Below are 19,021 nucleotides of genomic sequence, written 5' to 3' on the forward strand. Positions count from 1 at the left end.
CCCCAGCTCTGGCCGGGAGCATTGCCGGCATGGACGCAGACGTTGGAACGGGATGGGGTGCGGTCGCCGGATTCGGCACGGCGCTCACGTTCGGAGTGGCAGGGCTGGTGGCCGGCGGGATGGCGCGGTGGCTGCTGGCCCGATTACGCCGGGGCGCAGTGGTGCGCGCGCCGGCCTGCGAGCTCGCCGTGGGTGGGCTATGGGCCGTATGCGGCGCCGCGTGGGTCGGCGGGTGGCTCGCGACGCCATGGCTCGCAGTGGTGCTGGCGCTCGCCTGGCTCGGGGTGGCGCTCGCGATCGTCGACATCCGGCACCGCCGGCTGCCTGACCTGCTGACCCTTCCTGCGTTGCCTGTGGCGTTGGTGTTGCTGGCGCCGCTCGGCGCAGAGGCGGTGCTGCGCGGGTTGGCGGGAGCGGGCGTTGCGCTGGTCCTGCATGCCGCGGTGCACCTGGCCGCGCCGCGGGCCATAGGCGCGGGCGACGTGAAGCTGGCAGCCCCGCTGGGTGCCGTGCTCGCGGCGTCGTCGTGGGCGGCGCTGCCGCTGGCCGCGGCGCTGTCGATGGTGATCACCGCCGTGGTCGGTGTGGTCGGGCTGCTGGTGCGGCGGCTGCGTCGTGGTTCGGCGGTGCCGCACGGTCCTTCGATGCTGTTGGCGAGCTGGCTGGTGGTGGTGGCCGCTGCGGGCACGGGCGGCGTCGCCGCGGGCGCGGGGTGAGAGGATGTCAGCCGTGCTGCGCTGGATCACTGCTGGGGAATCCCACGGTCCCGCGCTGGTCGCCGTGCTGGAAGGCATGGTCGCCGGTGTCGAGATCACCACGAAGGAGCTGGCCGCCGAGCTGGCCCGCCGCAGGCTCGGCTACGGCCGCGGTGCCCGGATGAAGTTCGAGGCCGACGAGCTGGAGGTCATCGGCGGAGTCCGCCACGGCATCACGCAAGGCGGACCGGTCGCGGTGCGGATCGGCAACACCGAGTGGCCGAAGTGGGAGACGGTCATGGCGGCCGATCCGGTCGACCCCGATCTCATCGCGAACCGCGCCCGCAACGCGCCGCTCACCCGGCCCCGTCCGGGGCACGCCGACCTCGCCGGCATGACCAAGTACGGCTTCGACGACGCGCGACCCGTCCTGGAGCGGGCGAGCGCGCGGGAGACCGCGGCCAGGGTCGTGCTCGGCACGGTGGCGAAGGCGTTCCTCAAGCAGGCGCTCGGCGTGGAGATCGTGTCGCACGTCGTGGCGCTCGGCAGCGCCACCGCGCCCGACGACGAGCTGCCCGGTCCGCGCGACCTCGAGCGCGTCGACGCGAGCCCCGTCCGCGCCTACGCCGATTCCGCGACGGCCGCGATGGTCGCCGAGGTCGATGCCGCCCAGCGCGATGGCGACACGCTCGGCGGTGTCGTCGAGGTCATCGCCTACGGGCTGCCGGTGGGGCTGGGCTCCTACGTGCAGTCCGACCGCAGGCTCGACGCCCGGCTGGCCGGGGTGCTCATGGGCATCCAGGCGATGAAGGGCGTCGAGATCGGCGACGGCTTCCGCACCGCCGCGCGGCGCGGCAGCGCCGCCCACGACGAGATGATCCCCGGCGACCCGGTGAAGCGCCTGTCGAACCGGGCGGGTGGCATCGAGGGCGGCATGACCAACGGCGAACCCGTGCGGGTGCGGGCGGCGATGAAGCCGATCTCCACGGTTCCGCGCGCGCTGCAGACCGTCGACATGGCGACGGGCGAGCCGGCACAGGCCATCCACCAGCGGTCGGACGTTTGCGCGGTGCCGGCAGCCGGCGTGGTCGCGGAAGCGATGGTCGCGCTGGTGCTGGCCGACGCGGCGGTCGAGAAGTTCGGCGGCGACTCGCTGGCCGAGACCCGCCGCAACCTCGCCGCCTACCTGGAGGCCCAGTAGCGGCAAAGAGCCAGGCCGTGTTCAGAAAGTCCTGATCGCGCTCTTCGCGCCCAGATCGCCGCTGGCGGCGTTGCTGCCACGACCGGGTACCAGGTACGACGGATCGTGGCGGCGCCTTGCCAGCGACGATCTGGATCACGAAGAGCATCGACCCTGACTTCCGAAATACGGCCTAGCGCTCCTCGCGCCCCCACGGCTGGCCGCCCTCCCGCCAGCGACGGGTGGCCGCGTAGAACGCGGCGGCCCGGTCGACCGGGTGCTCGTCGGTCTTGGGCTCGGCGTCGGCGGAATCGGCAGCGAACGGTGTGAACGGCGTGCCGTTGCCGGCGGTGCGTGGCTGGCGCAGCTGCGGCTCGATGTGACCGCCCCCATCGCGGCGGGGGAGCGGGAGCTGCTCGCGCCGCGGCGGCGGCGGATCGTCGCCGTCACCCCGCAGCGGGTGCGCGGGCGGCGGGGCTGCCCGGCCGGACCCCGGCTGGTTCGGGGCGGGCTGGTTCTGGGCGGGCTGGTTCTGGAGCGACTGCGCCGGCGGGTGGTGCGGGCCGGCCGGGTGCGGGCCGGGGCCTTTCGGCGCGGGCCTGCCCTGCACGGTGGGGTTCGGCGCCGTGACGTTCTGGGCGGCTGCACCCTGTGCCGCTGGGTTCTGTGCTGCAGGGTTGGGGGCGGCAGGGTTGTGGACCGCGGGACGCGGCTGGGGCTGGGGCCGGTTCGGATCCGCGTTGTTCGGCCGCGGGCGGTCGGGGCCCGGGCGGTCAGGGCCTGGACGGTTCGGCGTCGGATGGGAGGTGGCCCGGCTCTGCCCCGGATGGCCGGGTCCTGGTTGGTTCTGGCCCTGTTGGTTCTGGCCCTGTTGGTTCTGGCCCTGTTGGTTCGGCGCCTTGTGGTTCAGCGCCGGCAGGTTCTGCGGCTTCTGCGCCGGGCCCTGCTGGTTCGGGCCCTGCTGGTTCGGACCCTGGCGGATCGGCCCTGGGCCCTCCGGGTTCGGGCGGCCTTGGCCGACCCGGTTCCGGTCCGGGTGGTTCAACCTGATCCGGCCCTGATCGGTCCGGCCCTGCTCAGTGGGGTTCGGTTCTGGGCGGTTCGGTTCTGGGCGGTTCGGCTCAGCGCGGTTCGGCTCAATGCGGTTCGGAGCGGTGTCGCTCGAGTCGGCGCGCTTCGGGTCCGGGCGGTTCGGGTTGGCGCGGTTGGGGTCGGGCCGGTTCACAGCGCGTCCCGCTGCGCTGGCACCACCGCGGACCCGCGGTTGGTGCTCGGGTCGGGCGAGGGCACGGGGATGGCTGCGTGCCCAGCTTCGAAGGGCGGGCGCGGCGCAGGAAGACCTGACTCGCGGTGCTCGCTCTCCTCGTCCACGGAAGCTCCGATCGTGCGACGCCGGCTGACTCACTCGTCACTGGCAGTATGTGATCCGCCGGCCCGACATTAGCGAAGCCCCCGAGCGGTCGATCACATGCCCTGCGCTGGCCTGCAGTCCGTCAGCGGGGAGCGGATCAGCGGTACGTCGTTCGACCGTTCGTCGCAACGGTCGGCTCCCGGATCGGTCAAGCCGCCCGAGTAGGCTGCGCACGGTGACATCGGAACGACGACCCCGGCTGGTGCTGGTCGGCCCGCCCGGCTCAGGCAAGACGACGGTGGGTCACGTGCTCGCCCGCAGGCTCGGCGTGGAGTTCACCGACGTCGACGAGCTGATCGTCGAACGCATCGGCAAGTCGATCGCCGACATGTTCCTGGACGACGGCGAGGACGCGTTCCGCGCGCTCGAACGGCAGGTCGTCGCGGAGGCGTTGGAGACCGAGGCCGGGGTGCTCGCACTCGGCGGCGGCTCCGTGCTGGCGGCGGAGACGCGGGAGCGGCTGCGCGCGCACCGCGTTGTGCACCTGTCGGTCGGGCTCGCCGACGGGATCCGTCGCACTGGCATGTCCACTGCGCGCCCGCTGCTGGCCGGGGTGAACCCGCGGGCCACGTTCAAGGCGCTGCTCGATGCCCGCGCGCCGCTCTACCGCGAGGTCGCGACCGTCCAGGTGGACACCGATCGGCGCAGCCCGAACGAGGTCGCCCGCGCCGCGCTGATCGCGCTCGGCGAGCTGCCGGCCGACGCGCCGCCCGACCCGTTCGACCCCGACGACCCCCTCGACCAGCCCACCCCGCGCGGCGGAGCGGCCCTGCCCGACCCGGTGGTGCGACCGTGAGCGCCGCGAACGAGGAGCGCGTGCGGATCGACGTCGCCACCGAGCGGCCCTATCCCGTGCACATCGGCCGCGGGGTGCGCGGCCTGCTGCCCGAGGTCCTCGGCGGGCTCGGCGCAGCCGCCGCGGTGCTGATCCACCAGCCCGCGCTCGCCGAGGTCGCCGAGAAGGTCCGCGCGGAGCTGGAAGCCGGCGGGATCGACGCGCACCGCGTCGAGATCCCCGACGCGGAGGAAGGCAAGGCGCTCGCCGTTGCCGGCTTCTGCTGGGAGGTGTGCGGCCAGGTCGGGCTCACCCGGGGGGACGTCGTTGTGTCGCTCGGCGGCGGGGCCACCACCGACCTCGCCGGGTTCGTCGCGGCGACGTGGATGCGCGGCGTGCGGGTCGTGCACGTCCCGACGACGCTGCTCGCGATGGTCGACGCCGCCGTGGGCGGCAAGACGGGCATCAACACCGCCGCCGGCAAGAACCTGGTCGGCGCCTTCCACGAACCCTCCGCGGTGCTCGTCGACCTCGCGACGCTCGACTCCCTGCCGGAGGCCGAGATCGTCGCCGGCAGCGCGGAGATCATCAAGGCCGGCTTCATCGCCGACCCGAGGATCCTGGAGCTGTACGAGACCGATCCGCGCGCGGCGCTCGACCCCGCCGGCGCGGCGTTGCCGGAGCTGGTGCGCCGTTCCATCCAGGTGAAGGCCGACGTCGTCGCGGCCGACCTGCGTGAGTCGCACCTGCGGGAGATCCTCAACTACGGCCACACATTCGGCCATGCCATCGAGCGCCGCGAGGAGTACCGCTGGCGCCACGGTTCCGCGGTCAGCGTCGGGCTGGTATTCGCCGCCGAGCTGGCCCGCGCGGCCGGCCGGTTGGACGACGCGACCGCCGATCGGCACCGCGCGGTGCTCGAATCGGTCGGGCTGCCGGTCTCCTACACCGCGGGCGTGCTGCCCGAGCTGGTGGAGACCATGCGCGGCGACAAGAAGTCGCGCGCCGGGATGTTGCGGTTCGTCGTGCTCGACGGGATCGCGCAACCGGGGCGGCTCGAAGGTCCCGCTCCTGAGCTGCTCGAGACGGCCTACGCGGCGATCTCGGGCTGAGGAGCCCGGTAGAAGACGCTCAGCGCCGGTTCAGACGCTTCACGGTGCCACGGCAGCCTGCGCTGCCGTGGCACCGGTCGCGTGGGGCCGGGCGTCAGTAGCGCACGTCCGGGTCGCGCGGCGGCGGGTAGACGTCGGGGCGGGTCGTGACGACCGGGCGGTTCTGGCGTGCCATGACGATGCTCGCGACGAGGCCGATCGCGCCGACGATGGCGAGGATCCACCCGACCATGGTCAGGTCGATGCCGAAGAGGTCGACGCGCACGGCGAGCGCCAGTATCAGCCCGACCGCGACCAAGCCGATGCTCGATCCGATTCTCATACCGGTGCATACCCGCCTCGCGTGATCGGAACACCTCCTCTTCGCCGAATAGGGTGCGGTGCATGACCGCCGACATGCCCTATGCCCTCCGTCGAGGTGCTCTGCGTGCGCTGCTGCCGGCGTCGGACGTCGATGCGCTGCTGGTCACCGACCTCGTCAACGTCCGCTACCTGACCGGGTTCACGGGCTCGAACGCGGTGCTGCTGATCAGCGCGGCGGGTGATGCGGCGAGCCGGTTCTGCACCGACGGCCGGTACACGACACAGGCCCGGGCCGAGGTGCCCGACCTGGAGACGGTGATCGACCGGGCGAGCGCGCTGTTCGTCGCGAAGGGCGCCGGCGGGTGGGGGGTGCGCCGGCTCGGGTTCGAGTCGGACCACGTGACCGTCGACGCGCACGCCGCGCTGGCAGCGGCGGCCGAGGGGGTCGAGCTGCAGCGGGCGCCGGGGCTCGTGCAGCAGCTGCGGCTGGTGAAGGACGAAGCGGAGGTCGTGGCGCTGCGCGCGGCGTGTGCCGCGGCCGACGCCGCGCTCGCCGACCTGGTCGCCGCCGGCGGGATCGCCGCCGGCCGCACCGAGGCCGAGGTCGCGATCGACCTGGAGAACCGGATGCGCGAGCACGGTGCGGCGGGCCCGTCGTTCGAGACCATCGTGGCCGCCGGCGCGAACTCGGCGGTGCCACACCACCGGCCCACCGGCGCGCAGCTGCGCCGCGGCGACCTCGTGAAGATCGATTTCGGGGCGCTAGTCGACGGCTACCACTCCGACATGACCCGAACGCTCGTGCTCGGCGCGCCCGCCGACTGGCAGCGCGAGGTGTACGAGCTGGTCGCGGCAGCCCAGCGGGCCGGCTGTGCTGCCCTCGCTCCGGGCGTCGCGGCTGCCGACGTCGACAGCGCCGCCCGCACCGTCATCGTCGACGCCGGGCGCGGTGAGGAGTTCGTGCACGGCCTGGGCCACGGCGTCGGGCTGCAGATCCACGAGCCCCCGTGGCTGGGCGCGACCGCGACGGGTGAGCTGGCCGCGGGCATGGCGGTGACGGTCGAGCCGGGCGTCTACCTCCCCGGCCGCGGCGGGGTGCGCATCGAGGACACCCTCGTGGTGCACGACGGCCCGCCCGAGCTGCTGACGATGACGACCAAGGAGCTCGTCGAGGTCGGGTGAGTCCGGGCCGGTCCAGAACGATCTTGTGTGGAGCCCGTGGCCGGTTCCGCGGTGGTAGCCGGTACCCTGGTGGGCGGACGACGGCGCCGTGCTGCGGGGCCGCTTCGATGCACACCCCCGACGCGTGACGGCGGTGCCCGGTATCCCCGGCACCCGCAGCCGAGTCCGCGCCCGTACAGACGCAGGAGATGCCCGCACGTGGCCACGACGAATGACCTGAAGAACGGCTTGGTGCTCAACCTCGACGGCCAGCTGTGGTCGGTCACGGCGTTCCAGCACGTGAAGCCCGGCAAGGGTGGCGCGTTCGTGCGCACCACGCTGAAGAACGTCATGACCGGGAAGGTCGTCGACAAGACCTTCAACGCCGGTACCAAGGTCGACACGGCTGTCGTCGACCGCCGCGACATGAGCTACCTCTACCGCGACGGCGCCGACTTCGTCTTCATGGACGGCGACACGTTCGACCAGATCCCGATCCCGGAGGGCACGGTCGGCGACGCCGCCAACTACCTCCTGGAGAACCAGAAGGCGATGGTCGCGCTGCACGAGGGTGTGCCGCTCTACGTCGAGCTGCCGACGTCGGTCGAGATCATCATCTCGCACACCGACCCCGGCCTGCAGGGTGACCGCTCCACCGGCGGCACGAAGCCGGCGACGCTCGAGACGGGTGCGGAGATCCAGGTGCCGCTGTTCGTCACGTCCGGCGAGAAGGTCAAGGTGGACACCCGCGACGGGCGTTACCTCGGCCGCGTCTCCAGCTGATGTTGCGAGCCCGCACCAAGGCGCGCAAGCGGGCTTTGGACATCCTGTTCGAGTCCGAGGCACGCGGTGACGACCCGTTGACGGTCCTCGCCGCCCGGCGGGCCACCGACGACGCGCCGCCGGTCTCCGACTACGCGGCGATGCTCGTCGAGGGTGTCGTCGAGCACCGCGAGCGGATCGACCAGCTGCTCGCCGAGCACGCCGAGGGGTGGACGGTCGCGCGGATGCCGGCCGTCGACCGCACGTTGCTGCGGATCGGTGTGTTCGAGCTGCTGTGGGTCGACGAGATCGACGACCCGGTCGCGATCACGGAAGCCGTCGAGCTGGCGCGCACGCTGTCCACCGACGACAGCCCGCGCTTCCTCAACGGCGTGCTCGGCCGGATCGCCGACATCGCCGAGCACCTGCGCACCAACCGCTGAGCGACCGCTGAGCCACCGCGCGGTCACAGGGCCGCGCCCACCGCCAGCCCCAGCACGAGCAGCGCGCCGGCCTGCCGGACGTGCACCCAGGCCAGCGCCGCGTACCAGAGCGGCCACACCGGGAAGCCCGCCGGCGGTTCGCTCGGCGGCGGGCGCCGGAAGCGCGGCCACACCTTGCGCAGCCGGGGCAGCGCGAGCACCACGGCGAGCGCGGGCCACGGCATGGCCCCCACCAGCACCGCGACGCCCACGAGCACGTAGAACGCCACCATCAGCCCGAGCGTGACGGCGCGCGCTCTCCGATCGCCCAGCAGCACGGGCAGCGTGCGGATGCCGAGCGGCGCGTCGAAGGGGATCTTGTCGATGTGCTTGCCCATCAGCACGGTGGTGCACAGCAGCCCGTAGGGCACCGACGCCAGCAGCACCTGCCACGTGATCGAGCCGGTCGCGCTGAAGTACGTCCCGCCGACCATCAGCGGGCCCCAGACGACCAGCACGTCCGGCTCGCCGAGCCCGCGCTTCTTCAGCCGCAGCGGCGGCGCGGTGTAGGCGACGCTCAGGACGAACCCCGCCACGGCGAAGGCGACGACCGGCCAGCCGCGTGCGAGTGCCAGCACCACGAGGATCACGAGGTCGGCGGCGTTGACCAGCACGATCGCGACGAGCAGCGTGCGCCTGCTGACCAGCCCGGAGAGCACGGGGTGCGGCGCGTAGAGCGCGCGGGGATAGCTCGCCGTGTCGCTGCCCGACGTCGTGTCGTAGAGGTCGTTCATGAGGTTGTTGGCGAGGTGCGCGAGCACGATCCCGACGATCGCGAGCACCAGCAACCCGACGTCGAGGGCGGGGTGCCCGATCGCCAGCAGGGCCGCGACCAGGCCCGACACCAGCGTCATCGGCAGCACGGCGGCGCGCGTGACGACGATCCACCGGGTGACGGCGTCAGCCGGCTCGTCCGGCGGCGGGTTGGTCGTGCGCAGGGCGTAGGCCCACGCGCGGCCCAGCGAGCGGATGCGCGAGCCGGCGGTCACGGGATCAAGTCTTCCAGGCATGCCCGAGCCGCGCCCCCTGCCCGCGGAGCGGGACGGAAGCGCGGCTCGGGCATGCGGCACCCTTCCCCAGGTGCCGCATGCAAGCTCACTGGGCCGGACGGGCCTCCGGCGGCAACACACCCCAGCTGATCAGCTGGTCGGTGAGCTCGCCCGGCGTCATGTCGTAGATGATCGAGAGCGAGCGGAGGTCCTCCGAGCGGATCGAGAGCACCTTGCCGTTGTAGTCGCCTCGCTGGCTCTGGATCGCGGCGGCGTAGCGGGCGAGAGGGCCCACCTTGTCGGCGGGCAGCTGCTGCAACCGTTCCAGGTTGATCACGATCTTGGTGGCCGGCTCGGAGCCGGAGGGCACGCGGCCTTCCGGGAGCAGCTCGGCGACCGGAACGCCGTAGAAGTCGGCCAGCTCGGCCAGCTTCTGCACGGTGACAGCGCGGTCGCCGCGCTCGTAGGAACCCACCACGACCGCCTTCCAGCGGCCACCCGACTTCTGCTCGACCCCGTGCAGCGACAACCCCTGTTGCTGCCGGATGGCTCGGAGCTTGCCGCCGAGCGCCTTGGCGTAGTCGCCCATGGTGGCGACCTCCTCACTTGCGTTCCGTCGGCCGCGGGACCGACCTGGTGCTGACGTAGGTGGGCTGCTGCCCGTTGCGGGGGTTCCGCGTTGGGCTGCTGTCCCGTTTGTCGTGGTGGTGCCCCCCGCTACCGCGGCCACCCTGGGAGTAGTCGATCAATACGGAGAGTAATCATGCGCTTGCTCCGCCGATCGGTCAAGCCGCCTACCCCCTACCGGTGGGGTAAAGCGTCGAGACCACTCGAACGGCTGATCGACAGCGGCGGGCCAGGCGTTACGTCCCACTGGGCGTGTCCGATCCACGTTGCGATGGTGGCACTGCCGTGACGGTAGGGGTACGAGTGGGTGTCGTTTCGGATCCCACCCGGTGTGACATCGGCGATGCTCGGGGGCGTCGGAGACGGTTGCGGGGTGCACGCGCTGGTACGGTCGCCGAGACCGGTTCGGTTCCTTTAAAGCCCGTCCCGTGAGGCGGGAAAGGAGAGTCTCGTGGCGGACGACCGCCGCGGGGACCCGGCAGGCGAGGGCGCTCCCACACGGGAGCTGCTGAGCGCCGCCGACGTCACCCGCACCATCGCGCGGATCGCGCACCAGATCATCGAGAAGACCGCGGGCACCGAGAACGTGGTGCTCATCGGCATCCCCACGCGCGGCGCGGTGCTCGTGCGCCGCCTCGGCGCCGCCATCGCGGAGTTCGCCGGAACAGCGCCCGCGGTCGGCGTCGTCGACCCCACGCTCTACCGCGACGACCTGCGCCGCCGCCCCGCCCGCGCGCTGGAGGACACCGACATCCCCGAAGGCGGCCTCGACGACGCGCTGGTCGTGCTCGTCGACGACGTGCTGATGTCGGGCCGGACGGTGCGGGCCGCGCTCGACGCGCTCGCCGACCACGGCCGTCCCCGCGCGGTGCAGCTCGCGGTGCTGGTCGACCGCGGCCACCGCGAGCTGCCGATCCGCGCCGACTACGTGGGCAAGAACGTGCCGACCGCCTCGGACGAGCAGATCCTCGTGCTGCTGGAGGAGACCGACGGCAGCGACAGCGTCCGGCTGCGCCGCGTCGGGCCAGAGGCGAACCCAGAGGAAAGCGGGCGGGAGTCGTGAAGCACCTGCTCTCCGTGACCGACCTGGACGCCGCGGCCGCGACGGACCTGCTCGACACGTCCGACCGGCTCAAGCAGGCGTTGCTGGGCCGTGAGGTGCGCAAGCTGCCGACGCTGCGCGGCCGCACCGTGATCACGATGTTCTACGAGAACTCGACCCGCACCCGCGTCTCCTTCGAGGTCGCCGGCAAGTGGATGAGCGCCGACACGGTGAACGTGAGCGCCTCGGGTTCGTCGGTGAGCAAGGGCGAGTCGCTGCGCGACACGTCGCTCACGCTCTCCGCCATGGGGGCCGACTGCGTCATCGTGCGCCACCCCGCCTCCGGCGCCGCGCACCGCATGGCCGCCTGGTCGGACCGCGACCACGAGGCCACCGGCACGCACACGTCGATCGTCAACGCCGGCGACGGCACCCACGAGCACCCCACGCAGGCGCTGCTCGACGCCGCGACGCTGCGCGACCGGCTCGGCGGCATCGCGGGGCGCCGGATCGCGATCGTCGGGGACATCCTGCACAGCCGGGTCGCCCGATCCAACGTGTTCCTGCTGGCCACGCTGGGCGCGGACGTCGTGCTGGTTGCGCCGCCGACGCTGCTGCCGGTCGGTGTGGCGGAGTGGCCGTGCCGCGTGAGCGACTCGCTCGACGCCGAGCTGCCGGCGCTCGACGCGGTGATGATGCTGCGCGTGCAGGCCGAGCGCATGCACGGCGCGTTCTTCCCATCGGCCCGCGAGTACGCGATCGGCTACGGGCTCTCGGCGGAGCGCGCCGCGTTGCTGCCGGAGCACGCGGTCGTGATGCACCCCGGCCCGATGGTGCGCGGCATGGAGATCGCTCCCAGCGTCGCCGACTCGGCCTCGTCGGCCGTGCTCGCACAGGTGCGCAACGGCGTGCACGTGCGGATGGCCGTCCTCTACCACCTGCTCGCGGGAGCCCCAGCGTGAACCTGTTGATCACCAATGCGAGGCCGTACGGAGAAGGTGAGCTCGTCGACGTCGTCGTGCGCGACGGTGTCGTGACCGAGATCGGCGCGGGTCTGGCCGGCGCGCGCGACGAGTCCGTCGAGGTGCTCGACGCCGACGGCGCCGTGCTCCTGCCGGGCTTCGTCGACCTGCACACGCACCTGCGCGAGCCGGGCGGCGAGGAGTCGGAGACCATCGCGAGCGGCTCGGCCGCGGCCGCGCTGGGCGGCTTCACCGCGGTGTTCGCGATGCCCAACACCGACCCGGTGGCCGACTCCGAGGTCGTCGTCGAGCACGTGCGCCGCCGCGGCGCGGAGGTCGGGCTCGTCGACGTGCACCCGGTCGGCGCCGTCACCGTCGGGCTCGCCGGCGAGCAGATGGCCGAGCTGGGCACGATGGCCAGGAGCCGCGCCGAGGTGCGGATGTTCTCCGACGACGGCAAGTGCGTGAACGACCCGGTGATCATGCGCAGGGCGCTGGAGTACGCGTCCGCGCTCAACGTCGTGATCGCCCAGCACGCCGAGGACCACCGGCTGACCGTCGGCGCGCAGGCGCACGAGGGGGTGGTCGCCTCCCGGCTCGGGCTGGCCGGCTGGCCGGCGACGGCCGAGGAGACGATCGTCGCGCGCGACTGCGCGCTGGCCCGCGAGGCGAAGGCCGCGCTGCACGTCTGCCACGTGTCCTCGGCCCGCACGATCGACGTGCTCCGGGCCGCGAAGGCGGCGGGCGTGCGGGTGAGCGCCGAGGTCACCCCGCACCACCTGCTGCTCACCGACGCGGCGCTGACCAGCTACGACCCGGTCAACAAGGTCAACCCGCCGCTGCGCACGGCAGCCGACACGCGCGCGATGCGCGAGGCGCTCGCGGAGGGCGTGATCGACGTCGTCGCGACCGACCACGCCCCGCACGCCGCGCAGTACAAGGACACCGAGTGGGCCGCCGCGCGGCCGGGCATGCTCGGGCTGCAGACGGCGCTGTCGATCGTCGTGCACACGATGGTGGAGCCGGGCCTGCTCGACTGGCGAGGTGTCGCCCGCGTGCTCTCCGAGCGGCCCGCGGAGATCGGCGGGCTCCCGGACCACGGCCGGCCCATCGCGGTCGGCGAGCCGGCGACCTTCGCGCTGGTCGATCCGGACGGCGTGTGGACGGTCCGAGGGGGATCGCTGGCGAGCAAGGCCGCCAACACCCCCTTCGAGGGGATGCGGCTGCCCGCGACGGTGACGGCCACCATTTTGCGTGGCCGCATCACCGCCAGGGACGGGAAGGTGGCGGCATGACCGGCGGAACGAATGCGGTATTGGTGCTCGAGGACGGGCGGATCTTCCGCGGCGAGGCGTACGGCGCGCGCGGGCAGGGGCTGGGCGAGGCGGTCTTCACGACCGGCATGACCGGCTACCAGGAGACGTTGACCGACCCCTCGTACCACCGCCAGATCGTGGTGCAGACCGCGCCGCAGATCGGCAACACCGGCTGGAACGACGAGGACGACGAGTCGGCGAAGATCCAGGTCGCCGGGTACGTCGTGCGCGACCCGAGCCGCACGCCGTCGAACTGGCGCTCGCGCCGGTCGCTCGGCGACGCGCTCGTCGAGCAGGGCGTCGTCGGCGTTGCGGGCATCGACACCCGCGCGCTGGTGCGCCACCTGCGCGAGCGTGGCGCGATGCGCTCCGGGGTCTTCTCCGGCGATGCGCTGGCGCCCGACGACGAGCTGGTCGCGCGGGTGCTCGGCAGCCCCCCGATGGAGGGCGCCGACCTGTACGGCGCGGTGACCACGCGCGAGCCCTACGTCGTGCCGGCAGCGGGGGAGAAGCGGTTCACGGTCGCGGCGATCGACGTCGGGATCAAGTCGAACACCCCGCGCATGATGGCGGCGCGTGGCATCGAGACGCACGTGCTGCCGGCGGGCTCGTCGATCGAGCAGATCGAGGCGCTCGGCGTCGACGGGGTGTTCCTCTCCAACGGCCCTGGCGACCCGGCGACGGCCGACGGTCCGGTCGCGCTGACGCGTGAGGTGCTGGAGCGGCGGATCCCGCTCTTCGGCATCTGCTTCGGCAACCAGATCCTCGCCCGTGCGCTCGGCCGCGGCACGTACAAGCTGCGCTACGGGCACCGCGGCATCAACATCCCGGTCGTCGAGCACGCCACCGGCCGGGTCGCGATCACGTCGCAGAACCACGGGTTCGCCGTGGAGGGTGAGGCGGGGGAGCGGTTCGACACCCCGTTCGGGCCCGCGCAGATCACCCACACCTGCCCGAACGACGGATGCGTCGAGGGGCTCGCCGCGCTGGACGTCCCGGCGTTCAGCGTGCAGTACCACCCGGAGGCCGCGGCGGGGCCGCACGACGCCGCGGACCTGTTCGACCGGTTCGTGGACCTGATGGCGGCCGGCGGCCGTTCGATCGAAACAGGAGTTCGGTCCTGATGCCGAAGCGCGACGACATCCGGCACGTGATGGTGATCGGCTCCGGGCCGATCGTCATCGGACAGGCGTGCGAGTTCGACTACTCCGGTACCCAGGCGTGCCGGGTGCTCCAGGCCGAGGGGATCAGGGTGTCCCTGGTCAACTCGAACCCCGCGACGATCATGACGGACCCCGAGTTCGCCGACGCCACATACGTCGAGCCGATCACGCCGGAGTTCGTGGAGCAGGTGATCGCGGCCGAGCGGCCCGACGCCGTGCTCGCGACGCTCGGCGGGCAGACGGCGCTGAACACCGCCGTCGCGCTGCACGAGCGCGGTGTGCTGGAGCGCTACGGCGTCGAGCTCATCGGCGCCGACATCGACGCGATCCAGCGCGGTGAGGACCGGCTGAAGTTCAAGGAGATCGTGCAGTCGGTCGGCGGCGACGTGCCGCGCTCGGCCGTCTGCCACTCGATGGACGAGGTGCGGGAGGCGGTCGCCGAGCGGGGGCTGCCCGTGGTCATCCGGCCGTCGTTCACGATGGGCGGGCTCGGCTCCGGCATGGCGCACACCGAGGCCGACCTGGAGCGGCTCGCCGGTGGCGGGCTCGCGGCCTCGCCGGTGTCCGAGGTGCTCATCGAGGAGTCGGTGCTCGGCTGGAAGGAGTACGAGCTGGAGCTGATGCGCGACCGCAACGACAACGTGGTCGTCATCTGCTCGATCGAGAACATCGACCCGATGGGCGTGCACACCGGCGACTCGATCACCGTCGCGCCCGCGATGACGCTCACTGACCGCGAGTACCAGCACATGCGTGACGTCGGCATCGACGTCCTGCGCGCGGTCGGCGTCGACACCGGTGGCTGCAACATCCAGTTCGCGGTGCACCCCGAGACGGGTCGCCTCGTCGTGATCGAGATGAACCCGCGGGTCTCGCGGTCCTCGGCGCTCGCGTCGAAGGCCACCGGCTTCCCGATCGCGAAGATCGCCGCGCGGCTGGCCATCGGCTACACGCTCGACGAGATCCGCAACGACATCACCGGCGAGACCCCCGCGGCGTTCGAGCCGACGCTCGACTACGTCGTGGTGAAGATCCCGCGGTTCGCGTTCGAGAAGTTCCCCGGCGCCGACCCCGAGCTGACCACGACGATGAAGAGCGTCGGCGAGGCGATGGCGCTGGGCCGCTCGTTCCCCGAGGCGTTCGGCAAGGCGCTGCGCTCGATGGAGACCACCGCCGCGAGCTTCTGGACGACGCCCGACCCCGAGGGTGGGCCGGACATCGCGATGCCGACCGACGGGCGCATCTACGGCGTCGAGCGCGCGCTGCGCAACGGCGCGAGCGTCGCCGAGGTCGCGCGGCGCACGGGCATCGACCCGTGGTTCGTCGACCAGGTCGAGGGCCTCGTCGAGCTGCGCCAGGAGATCCTCGACGCCGCCGTGCTCGACGCCGCGCTGTTGCGCAAGGCGAAGCGAGCCGGCCTGTCGGACCGCCAGCTCGCCGCGCTGCGCCCGGAGTTCGCCGGTGAGGACGGCGTGCGGCTGCTGCGGCACCGCCTGGGCGTCCGCCCGGTCTACAAGACCGTCGACACCTGCGCCGCGGAGTTCGCGGCCACCACGCCGTACCACTACAGCGCCTACGAGTCCGACCCCGCCGCGGAGTCGGAGGTCGCGCCGCAGACCGAGAAGCCGAAGGTGCTGATCCTCGGCTCCGGGCCGAACCGGATCGGGCAGGGCATCGAGTTCGACTACTCGTGCGTGCACGCCGTGATGGCGCTGCGCGAGGCCGGCTTCGAGACCGTGATGGTCAACTGCAACCCGGAGACCGTCTCCACCGACTACGACACCGCCGACCGCCTCTACTTCGAGCCGCTGACGTTCGAGGACGTGCTGGAGGTGGTGCACGCCGAACAGGCGTCGGGCACGGTCGTCGGGGTGATCGTGCAGCTGGGCGGGCAGACCCCGCTCGGGCTGGCGCAGCGGCTCACCGAGGCCGGCGTGCCGGTCGTCGGCACCAGCGCGGCCGCGATCGACCTCGCGGAGGACCGCGGCGCGTTCGGCGATGTGCTGGCCGCCGCCGGGCTGCCGGCGCCCGCGTTCGGCATGGCGACGTCGTTCGAGCAGGCCAAGGAGATCGCCGCTCGGATCGGCTACCCGGTGCTGGTCCGCCCGTCCTACGTGCTGGGCGGGCGCGGCATGGAGATCGTCTACGACGACGACACGCTCGCCGGCTACATCTCGCGTGCGACGACGATCAGCGAGGACCGCCCGGTGCTGGTCGACCGGTTCCTCGACGACGCCATCGAGATCGACGTCGACGCGCTGTGCGACGGCGACGAGGTTTTCCTCGGTGGCGTGATGGAGCACATCGAGGAGGCCGGCATCCACTCCGGCGACTCGTCGTGCACGCTGCCGCCGATCACGCTGGGCCGCTCGGTGCTCGACGCGGTGCGCCGCTCCACCGAGGCGATCGCGCACGGGGTGGGCGTCCGCGGGCTGCTCAACGTCCAGTACGCGCTGCACAACGAGACGCTCTACGTGCTGGAGGCCAACCCGCGTGCGTCGCGGACCGTGCCGTTCGTGTCGAAGGCGACGGCAGTGCCGCTGGCCAAGGCCGCCGCGCGGATCATGCTCGGCGCCACCATCGCCGAGCTGCGCGACGAGGGCCTGCTGCCCACGACCGGCGACGGCGGCGAGCTGCCGCCCGACGCGCCGATCGCGGTGAAGGAGGCCGTGCTGCCGTTCCACCGCTTCCGCACCAGGGAGGGCCACGGCGTCGACCCGCTGCTCGGGCCGGAGATGAAGTCGACCGGCGAGGTGATGGGCTTCGACGCCTCCTTCGGCGCGGCGTTCGCGAAGTCGCAGGCGGCGGCCTACGGCTCGCTGCCCACGTCCGGGCGGGTGTTCGTCTCGATGGCCGACCGGGACAAGCGCGCGATGGTGTTCCCGGTGCTGCGCCTGGCCGCGCTGGGCTTCGAGGTGCTCGCCACGAGCGGCACCGCGGACGTCCTGCGCCGCCACGGCATCGCCGCGACCGTCGTGCGCAAGCACTACGAGGGCGGGCAGACGATCATCGAGCGGATCCTCGACGGCGACGTCGACATGATCATCAACACCCCGTACGGCAACTCCGGACCGCGCGTGGACGGCTACGAGATCCGGGCCGCCGCCGTGTCGCGCGGGATCCCGTGCATCACGACCGTCCAGGGCGCCGCCGCGGCGGTGCAGGGGATCGAGGCGATGATCGCGGGCAAGATCGGGGTGCGGTCCTTGCAGGACGCGCACCAGGCGCTGAAGAAGTCGCGGCCGTGAGCGCCCTGCCGAGCGGGACGTTCGGGGAGCGGCTCGCTGCGGCTGTCGCGCGGTTCGGCCCGCTGTGCGTGGGCATCGACCCGCACCCATCGTTGCTGGCCGAGTGGGGGCTCACCGACGACGACGCCGGGCTGAAGGAGTTCGCCGGAGCGTGCGCGGAGGCGTTCGCCGGGCACGTCGCCGTCGTCAAACCGCAGTCGGCGTTCTTCGAGCGGCACGGCTCGCGGGGCATCGCGGTGCTGGAGCAGCTGCTGGCCGCGTTCGAGGGCACCCCGACGCTCACGCTGCTGGACGCGAAGCGCGGCGACGTCGGCTCCACGATGGACGGCTACGCCGACGCGTACCTCGCGATCGGCGCGCCGCTGGGCGCCGACGCGATGACCCTCTCGCCCTACCTGGGGTTCGGCTCGCTCGTGCCGGCGCTCGACGCGGCGGCCGATGCCGGCCGTGGCGCGATCGTGCTGGCCCGCACGTCCAACCCGGAGGGCGCCGACGTGCAGCTGGCGGCTTTGGGGGACCGCAGCGTGGCGCAGGGGATCGTGAACGCCGCGGCGGCCCGCAACGCCGGCGCCGCGACCCTCGGCGACGTCGGTGTCGTCGTCGGCGCGACGATCGACCACGGCCTCGACCTCACCGAGCTGAACGGCGCCGTGCTCGCCCCCGGGCTCGGCGCGCAGGGCGCGGGCCCGGCCGACATCGCCGCGCGCTTCACCGACGTCCGCGGGGTCGTGCTGCCCTCGGCGTCGCGCTCGGTGCTGCGCGCTGGGCCAGACGTGGCGACGCTGCGCGCCGCGGCGCTGACGTTGCGGGACGAGCTCGGGTAGGGAACGAACGGCCGAGCACGTCCCCGTTGCATGCCACGCGGGGAGGGCAGGAAAGCCACTTTCCGGCCCCCACAGGGCAGGAAAGTGGCTTTCCTGCCCTTGCGTGTGGAACGCACACATCCCGGCGAGCAGGATGCGTGCGTCCGGCACTCCCGCCCAGCCCCGCAGGGGCCGGCGTGCCCCGCGGCGCCGTGCGGGTGGCGCCGCCGGTGGAGGCCGTCGCGGTAGTGTCCGTGCGTGGTGCTGCGCGTGGTGATCGCCGAGGATTCCCTGCTGGTCAGGGAGGGTGTTTCGGCTGTGCTCGGGCTCGCGGCCGACATCGAGGTTGTGGCCGGCTGCGGTGACCTCCCCGGCCTGCTCGCCGCGGTGGCGCAACACGCGCCGGACGTCGTGGTCACCGATGTCCGGATGCCGCCGACCAACACGGAAGAGGGCATCTCCGCCGCCACCACGCTGCGCGGCAGCCACCCCGGGATCGGGGTGGTCGTGCTCTCGCAGTACGCCGAGACCGGGTACGCCACCGCGCTGCTCGCCGACGGCAGCGCCGGGCGCGCCTACCTGCTGAAGGAGCGGGTGAGCGATCCCGGGCAGCTGGCGGCCGCGGTGCGCGAGGTCGCCCGCGGCGGGTCGGTGATCGACCCCGCCGTCGTCGAGGTGCTCGTCTCCGCGTCGGGCCGGTCGCGCCGCTCCCCGCTCGCCGAGCTGACCCAGCGGGAGCGCGACGTGCTGGCGCAGATCGCGCAGGGCAAGAGCAACGCCGGTGTGGCAGCAACCCTGTTCCTCTCGGAACGGGCGGTCGAGAAGCACATCAACGCGCTCTTCGCGAAGCTCGGCCTCGAGGCCGAACCCGACACCAACCGCAGGGTGAAGGCCGTCCTGATGTACCTGGCCGACGCGTCCGCCTGATGTCCGGATCCACCGGGCGCGGCCACGCGTGAATTCGGGGTGCCAGCACCCTGTTCCGGTCAC

Annotated in this window: 18 protein-coding genes; 14 read left to right on the plus strand and 4 right to left on the minus strand. The window is 72.7% G+C overall.

All coding sequences use genetic code 11. The features are described from left to right. Positions 1–29 precede the first annotated feature (29 nt). Positions 30–716, plus strand: coding sequence for a prepilin peptidase (locus LL648_RS17410; protein ID WP_232663627.1), 687 nt, complete (start codon positions 30–32; stop codon positions 714–716). 13 nt (positions 717–729) lie between these two features. Beyond that, positions 730–1,896, plus strand: a complete 1,167-nt coding sequence (gene aroC, locus LL648_RS17415; RefSeq protein ID WP_232663700.1) for a chorismate synthase — start codon at positions 730–732, stop codon at positions 1,894–1,896. Positions 1,897–2,068: 172 nt separating this feature from the next. On the opposite strand, the gene LL648_RS17420 is transcribed toward aroC, so the two are convergent. Then, on the minus strand, positions 2,069–2,485 hold the full coding sequence (locus LL648_RS17420) for a hypothetical protein (protein WP_232663628.1): 417 nt from the start codon (positions 2,483–2,485) through the stop codon (positions 2,069–2,071). A gap of 976 nt (positions 2,486–3,461) precedes the next feature. Between LL648_RS17420 and LL648_RS17425 the strand changes: the two genes are divergently transcribed. Both LL648_RS17425 and aroB read left to right on the plus strand, forming a co-directional pair. Further along, a complete protein-coding gene (locus LL648_RS17425) occupies positions 3,462–4,082 on the plus strand; it encodes a shikimate kinase (RefSeq protein WP_232663629.1) in 621 nt (206 codons plus the stop codon). Next, complete coding sequence (gene aroB / locus LL648_RS17430) at positions 4,079–5,173, plus strand: 3-dehydroquinate synthase (protein WP_232663630.1); 1,095 nt, start codon at positions 4,079–4,081, stop codon at positions 5,171–5,173. Before LL648_RS17425 ends, aroB begins: the two co-directional genes overlap by 4 nt. A gap of 94 nt (positions 5,174–5,267) precedes the next feature. On the opposite strand, the gene LL648_RS17435 is transcribed toward aroB, so the two are convergent. Continuing rightward, entirely contained in the window at positions 5,268–5,495 is a 228-nt protein-coding gene (locus LL648_RS17435) for a DUF6458 family protein (protein ID WP_232663631.1), read from the minus strand. Between the two features lie 62 nt (positions 5,496–5,557). Between LL648_RS17435 and LL648_RS17440 the strand changes: the two genes are divergently transcribed. The 3 genes from LL648_RS17440 to nusB all read left to right on the plus strand — a co-directional run bounded on the left by LL648_RS17440 (position 5,558) and on the right by nusB (position 7,842). Continuing rightward, a complete protein-coding gene (locus LL648_RS17440; RefSeq protein ID WP_374112059.1) occupies positions 5,558–6,658 on the plus strand; it encodes a M24 family metallopeptidase in 1,101 nt (366 codons plus the stop codon). 198 nt (positions 6,659–6,856) lie between these two features. Then, positions 6,857–7,420, plus strand: a complete 564-nt coding sequence (efp, locus tag LL648_RS17445) for an elongation factor P (protein ID WP_232663632.1) — start codon at positions 6,857–6,859, stop codon at positions 7,418–7,420. A gap of 2 nt (positions 7,421–7,422) precedes the next feature. Next, entirely contained in the window at positions 7,423–7,842 is a 420-nt protein-coding gene (gene nusB / locus LL648_RS17450) for a transcription antitermination factor NusB (protein ID WP_232663702.1), read from the plus strand. Positions 7,843–7,865: 23 nt separating this feature from the next. On the opposite strand, the gene LL648_RS17455 is transcribed toward nusB, so the two are convergent. Both LL648_RS17455 and bldD read right to left on the minus strand, forming a co-directional pair. Next, on the minus strand, positions 7,866–8,870 hold the full coding sequence (locus LL648_RS17455; RefSeq protein ID WP_232663633.1) for a prenyltransferase: 1,005 nt from the start codon (positions 8,868–8,870) through the stop codon (positions 7,866–7,868). Between the two features lie 106 nt (positions 8,871–8,976). Further along, complete coding sequence (gene bldD / locus LL648_RS17460) at positions 8,977–9,459, minus strand: transcriptional regulator BldD (protein ID WP_232663634.1); 483 nt, start codon at positions 9,457–9,459, stop codon at positions 8,977–8,979. 489 nt (positions 9,460–9,948) lie between these two features. Between bldD and pyrR the strand changes: the two genes are divergently transcribed. From pyrR to LL648_RS17495, 7 genes are all read left to right on the plus strand, one after another. Beyond that, positions 9,949–10,560, plus strand: coding sequence for a bifunctional pyr operon transcriptional regulator/uracil phosphoribosyltransferase PyrR (gene pyrR, locus LL648_RS17465; protein ID WP_308190343.1), 612 nt, complete (start codon positions 9,949–9,951; stop codon positions 10,558–10,560). Beyond that, positions 10,557–11,501, plus strand: a complete 945-nt coding sequence (locus LL648_RS17470) for an aspartate carbamoyltransferase catalytic subunit (protein WP_232663635.1) — start codon at positions 10,557–10,559, stop codon at positions 11,499–11,501. Before pyrR ends, LL648_RS17470 begins: the two co-directional genes overlap by 4 nt. Next, positions 11,498–12,796, plus strand: a complete 1,299-nt coding sequence (locus LL648_RS17475; protein WP_232663636.1) for a dihydroorotase — start codon at positions 11,498–11,500, stop codon at positions 12,794–12,796. The genes LL648_RS17470 and LL648_RS17475 overlap by 4 nt, the downstream gene beginning before the upstream one ends. Beyond that, positions 12,793–13,941 carry a glutamine-hydrolyzing carbamoyl-phosphate synthase small subunit gene (gene carA, locus LL648_RS17480; protein ID WP_232663637.1) on the plus strand — a complete coding sequence of 383 codons (1,149 nt, stop codon included), beginning with the start codon at positions 12,793–12,795 and terminating at the stop codon, positions 13,939–13,941. Before LL648_RS17475 ends, carA begins: the two co-directional genes overlap by 4 nt. Further along, positions 13,941–17,228 (plus strand): carbamoyl-phosphate synthase large subunit, encoded by a 3,288-nt coding sequence (carB, locus tag LL648_RS17485; RefSeq protein ID WP_232663638.1) that lies wholly within the window; start codon positions 13,941–13,943, stop codon positions 17,226–17,228. Before carA ends, carB begins: the two co-directional genes overlap by 1 nt. Further along, positions 17,225–18,052 carry an orotidine-5'-phosphate decarboxylase gene (gene pyrF, locus LL648_RS17490; protein ID WP_374112060.1) on the plus strand — a complete coding sequence of 276 codons (828 nt, stop codon included), beginning with the start codon at positions 17,225–17,227 and terminating at the stop codon, positions 18,050–18,052. The genes carB and pyrF overlap by 4 nt, the downstream gene beginning before the upstream one ends. A 237-nt stretch (positions 18,053–18,289) precedes the next feature. Further along, positions 18,290–18,958, plus strand: coding sequence for a response regulator transcription factor (locus tag LL648_RS17495; RefSeq protein WP_308190344.1), 669 nt, complete (start codon positions 18,290–18,292; stop codon positions 18,956–18,958). Positions 18,959–19,021 lie beyond the last annotated feature (63 nt).

The sequence above is a fragment of the Pseudonocardia sp. TRM90224 genome (genome assembly GCF_021245725.1).
Classification (GTDB): Bacteria; Actinomycetota; Actinomycetes; order Mycobacteriales; family Pseudonocardiaceae; genus Pseudonocardia.

What these genes read in the sequence shown, in the direction of transcription:
- carB (WP_232663638.1), top strand. Translation starts at nt 13,941, where the DNA reads ATGCCGAAGCGCGACGACATCCGGCACGTGATGGTGATCGGCTCCGGG.
- bldD (WP_232663634.1), bottom strand. Translation starts at nt 9,459, where the DNA reads ATGGGCGACTACGCCAAGGCGCTCGGCGGCAAGCTCCGAGCCATCCGG.
- LL648_RS17410 (WP_232663627.1), top strand. Translation starts at nt 30, where the DNA reads ATGGACGCAGACGTTGGAACGGGATGGGGTGCGGTCGCCGGATTCGGC.
- carA (WP_232663637.1), top strand. Translation starts at nt 12,793, where the DNA reads ATGACCGGCGGAACGAATGCGGTATTGGTGCTCGAGGACGGGCGGATC.
- LL648_RS17440 (WP_374112059.1), top strand. Translation starts at nt 5,558, where the DNA reads ATGACCGCCGACATGCCCTATGCCCTCCGTCGAGGTGCTCTGCGTGCG.
- LL648_RS17435 (WP_232663631.1), bottom strand. Translation starts at nt 5,495, where the DNA reads ATGAGAATCGGATCGAGCATCGGCTTGGTCGCGGTCGGGCTGATACTG.